The 3,266-nt window shown below is 53.0% G+C and carries 4 protein-coding genes, 4 tRNA genes and 1 rRNA gene; all 9 read right to left on the bottom strand.

Annotation, left to right across the window (positions count from 1 at the left end):
• On the bottom strand, positions 1-142 hold a 142-nt coding region (locus K5L82_RS00100; protein WP_262492444.1), incomplete at its 3' end, for a GTP-binding protein.
• 52 nt (positions 143-194) lie between these two features.
• Positions 195-270 (bottom strand) — tRNA-Thr (locus tag K5L82_RS00105).
• Positions 271-280: 10 nt separating this feature from the next.
• Positions 281-355: transfer RNA gene (locus tag K5L82_RS00110), tRNA-Gly, on the bottom strand.
• Between the two features lie 10 nt (positions 356-365).
• A tRNA-Tyr gene (locus tag K5L82_RS00115) sits at positions 366-449 on the bottom strand.
• Between the two features lie 40 nt (positions 450-489).
• Positions 490-565 (bottom strand) — tRNA-Thr (locus tag K5L82_RS00120).
• 31 nt (positions 566-596) lie between these two features.
• Positions 597-962: an SPOR domain-containing protein gene (locus tag K5L82_RS16545; RefSeq protein ID WP_262492443.1), complete on the bottom strand. Its 366-nt coding sequence runs from the start codon at positions 960-962 to the stop codon at positions 597-599.
• 269 nt (positions 963-1,231) lie between these two features.
• The gene (locus tag K5L82_RS00130; RefSeq protein ID WP_133006559.1) at positions 1,232-1,966 is read right to left on the bottom strand and encodes a type III pantothenate kinase; all 735 of its coding nucleotides are present in this window, start codon (positions 1,964-1,966) and stop codon (positions 1,232-1,234) included.
• Positions 1,963-2,928: a biotin--[acetyl-CoA-carboxylase] ligase gene (locus tag K5L82_RS00135; RefSeq protein ID WP_223132754.1), complete on the bottom strand. Its 966-nt coding sequence runs from the start codon at positions 2,926-2,928 to the stop codon at positions 1,963-1,965. Before K5L82_RS00135 ends, K5L82_RS00130 begins: the two co-directional genes overlap by 4 nt.
• 251 nt (positions 2,929-3,179) lie before the next feature.
• Positions 3,180-3,266, bottom strand: a 5S ribosomal RNA gene (gene rrf, locus K5L82_RS00140); the annotation flags it as partial.

The raw sequence follows: 3,266 nt of genomic DNA on the forward strand, positions 1-3,266 counted from the left end.
AAGCACTTGCAGAACCTGTACCCCAAACTTCGTGACATACACGAGTCAGAGCAGCGGTCAGAGTGGTCTTACCATGGTCAACGTGACCGATGGTACCGACGTTTACGTGCGGCTTACTACGTTCAAATTTTTCTTTAGACATTCGACCAATCCCCCTAATCAACCAGGACCGTAACGTTGACCGGAATTAAAAGTGGAGCTCATGACCGGAATTGAACCGGTGACCTCATCCTTACCAAGGATGTGCTCTACCGACTGAGCTACATGAGCGAAACTAAATTGGAGCGGGCAGCGGGAATCGAACCCGCGTCATCAGCTTGGAAGGCTGAGGTAATAGCCACTATACGATGCCCGCGAGCAATAAGTGGTGGAGGGGGCTGGATTCGAACCAGCGAAGCTTTCGCGTCAGATTTACAGTCTGATCCCTTTGGCCACTCGGGAACCCCTCCAGTACAAACCCGCTTCGCGGACTTGCTCAAAACTAAAAAGTGGAGCTGGCGGACGGAATCGAACCCCCGACCTGCTGATTACAAGTCAGCTGCTCTACCAACTGAGCTACGCCAGCTCACATTCGCTCGTTCAGCGAGGGCGGTATACTACGGATTTTTTTCTGAGGTTGCAACACCTTCGCAAGCATTACGTTCGACAAAATCGAATTCCCCATCAAAACCCGCTTCAACCGCTTGAAGCACTTCAGTTTCCCGAATCGGTTCAACTTTAAAAGCGAGCGCGTATCCTATCCGATTACGAGGGAACTTGGCCAGCGTTACACTCAATTTTTCTGACTTTTTTTCGGCTGCTAACTTATTAGCCGCCTCCGCTGACTCAAACACACCTAATGAAATAGCATTTTTGAACTGCCCTTTGGCGACAACATATACATCATCACCCTTCTCTCGCAGGGCGTCAGCTTGCGCTCTCGCATCGGATTCACGCTGAGCCGGCACCAGAACCCAGTGCATAGGCGGTAAAGGGGCCTTTCTCGACTCCACCCTATACTCAACATTAGCCGTGCGGCCAATCCTATGCGCGACCGCCGGAGACTTAAACCAGCCAACGGTAAGACAAACAGCATTACTTTCGGGCCCCACAGGCCCACTCTCCTCGACTTTTAAGCTGGCGACTCGGGGCAACCCACCCTCGGCTGCCGAGCTCACCGACGCTAACGCCAACCGCTCCGGCAAAAGCCACAATGCCAGATTAAGTATCACCAACGAGAGCACTAACCACTTCATATCATGCCACCCTGTGCGGCAACCAGATGCAACCCATCGAGCACAAGTTCCGGCCAATAGTCGGCCTGCAAACCCAGCTCCATAAACCGTTTTGAATCGCCTCCAGTTACCACTACATGCTGGATTCCGTACTCTTCTACATCACGATGCACTTGGTGCACAATACCTTGGGTTAGCCATGCCAGCCCGTGATTCGCACATTCGCCCGTCGTGTTCCCAGGGCGAGTATTTAGTTGCTCATCAGCCTCAAACCCGATCCTCGCAGCGTCTAACTTAAGGCTGCGTCGCATCATTTTTAATCCTGGCAGGATAAACCCCCCAATGTGGCATCCCCCGCCATCGATATAGTCAACGGTTACGGCACTACCGGCATCAACAATCGCACAGCCGGCTCTAAAATGGCTCCAAGTTGCTACCATAGCATGCCAACGATCCGCCCCCATTTTTGACACGTCCAGGTAGGAACTTCTTAAGCCGTCTCGCTGAGCTTCACTCCAATAAAACGTAATTGGTGCCGACGTTACCTTACCAATTTCAGCCTCCAGTGAATTACGGCTTGTCTCAGAACCCACCGTTGAGACGCAAACGCGGGTGATCACCCCTGCGTGCCGACGGAGAGCGGGAAAGGGCTCTACCGCAGTCAAATCCGCAGCGCCACCAACTATGCATTCCACACCCCGCATCAAACGCCATTTGAGCCGGGTGTTGCCGGAGTCGATAAATAGGATCACCCGCTCACCCGCAAGCTGATATCGCCAGCCATCACCGACAACCTTCCGTCATTCGTATCAAGCATGTAATTACCGCCCGCATCGACCCCGCCTCCCGTACCCGACAGCGCCCCATCTTTTGCCGTCAAAGCTTGCCCGAAGAAGATGTCATACCCTTGCCACTCTTGTCTAAACTCTGAAAAGCCACCGCTCTGGAATTGCTCCATTACCTTTCCCACCTCAAGAATCACCAAAGCAGCCAATTCATTTCGAACCCACACGTGGTCAGGCCAGTGCTTGGCGAGACTAGTCCAAGGCTGGTCCACATCGACCGCATCCGTCATGTGTACGTTTATCCCCAGGCCAGCAATCACTTGAACCTGCCCCTCCTGCAACTCCCCCTGTATCTCAACCAAAATACCGCCGAATTTTTTTCCGCCTGCATACAAATCATTTGGCCACTTCAGACCGGCGCCGGACACACCCATGGCGTTCAACGCCCTAATCACCGCCACACCGAGCACCAGACTCAGACCACTTAACCCCTCAAAGCCTCCCCGAAGGGTCAGCCCCATGCTCAAATACAAATTTTGCCCTTTTGGACTTGACCAGTTTCGACCACGCCGCCCACGCCCCTCTGTTTGAGCATCGGCCAATACAACCGGCATGGCCGCAGTGAAGGCTGCCAACCGTCGAGCCACCTCCGCGTTTGTCGAATCGACTTCCTTGAGCACCATCACGTCCACTTTGTCCGAGCCGGCACCCACCAGCCTTTCGACAATCCTTTGCCGGTCCAGCAGGTCAAGCGCTGTCACTAGCTGATACCCCTGGCCTCTGATGGTTTTTATTTCTACGCCTTCAGCCTGCACTTTTCGAATCTGCTTCCATACCGCCGTGCGTGAGACACCTAGCTGCTTGGCCAGCGATTCGCCAGAATGAACACAATGATCACTAAGAAGGTCTAACAAAGGATTCGGCTTCATTGAACAGGTTCCAGATAGGAAATGGCTGAACGGAATTAAACACTAGCAAGCCACAAAAAACAAAAAAGGGCAGCACGGTGACCGCCAAAAATAACGGCCTGAGCGCCACCGACCGGAAAGCTTCACCGATTTCCAAAGCAAGCCCCTCTTCGGACATATCAATGGCTATATCGCGCAGCGAGTAACAGAAAGGGCATCCAGAAATGAAAAAACCCCAGCCTCGTACGAAGCTGGGGTTTTTGGTATTAAGAGTCTGACGATGACCTACTCTCACATGGGCAAGTGCCACACTACCATCGGCGCAGGCTTGTTTCACTTCTGAGTTCGGGATGGGATCA

Source organism: Marinobacter sp. AL4B, assembly GCF_019916045.1.
Taxonomy (GTDB): Bacteria; Pseudomonadota; Gammaproteobacteria; order Pseudomonadales; family Oleiphilaceae; genus Marinobacter.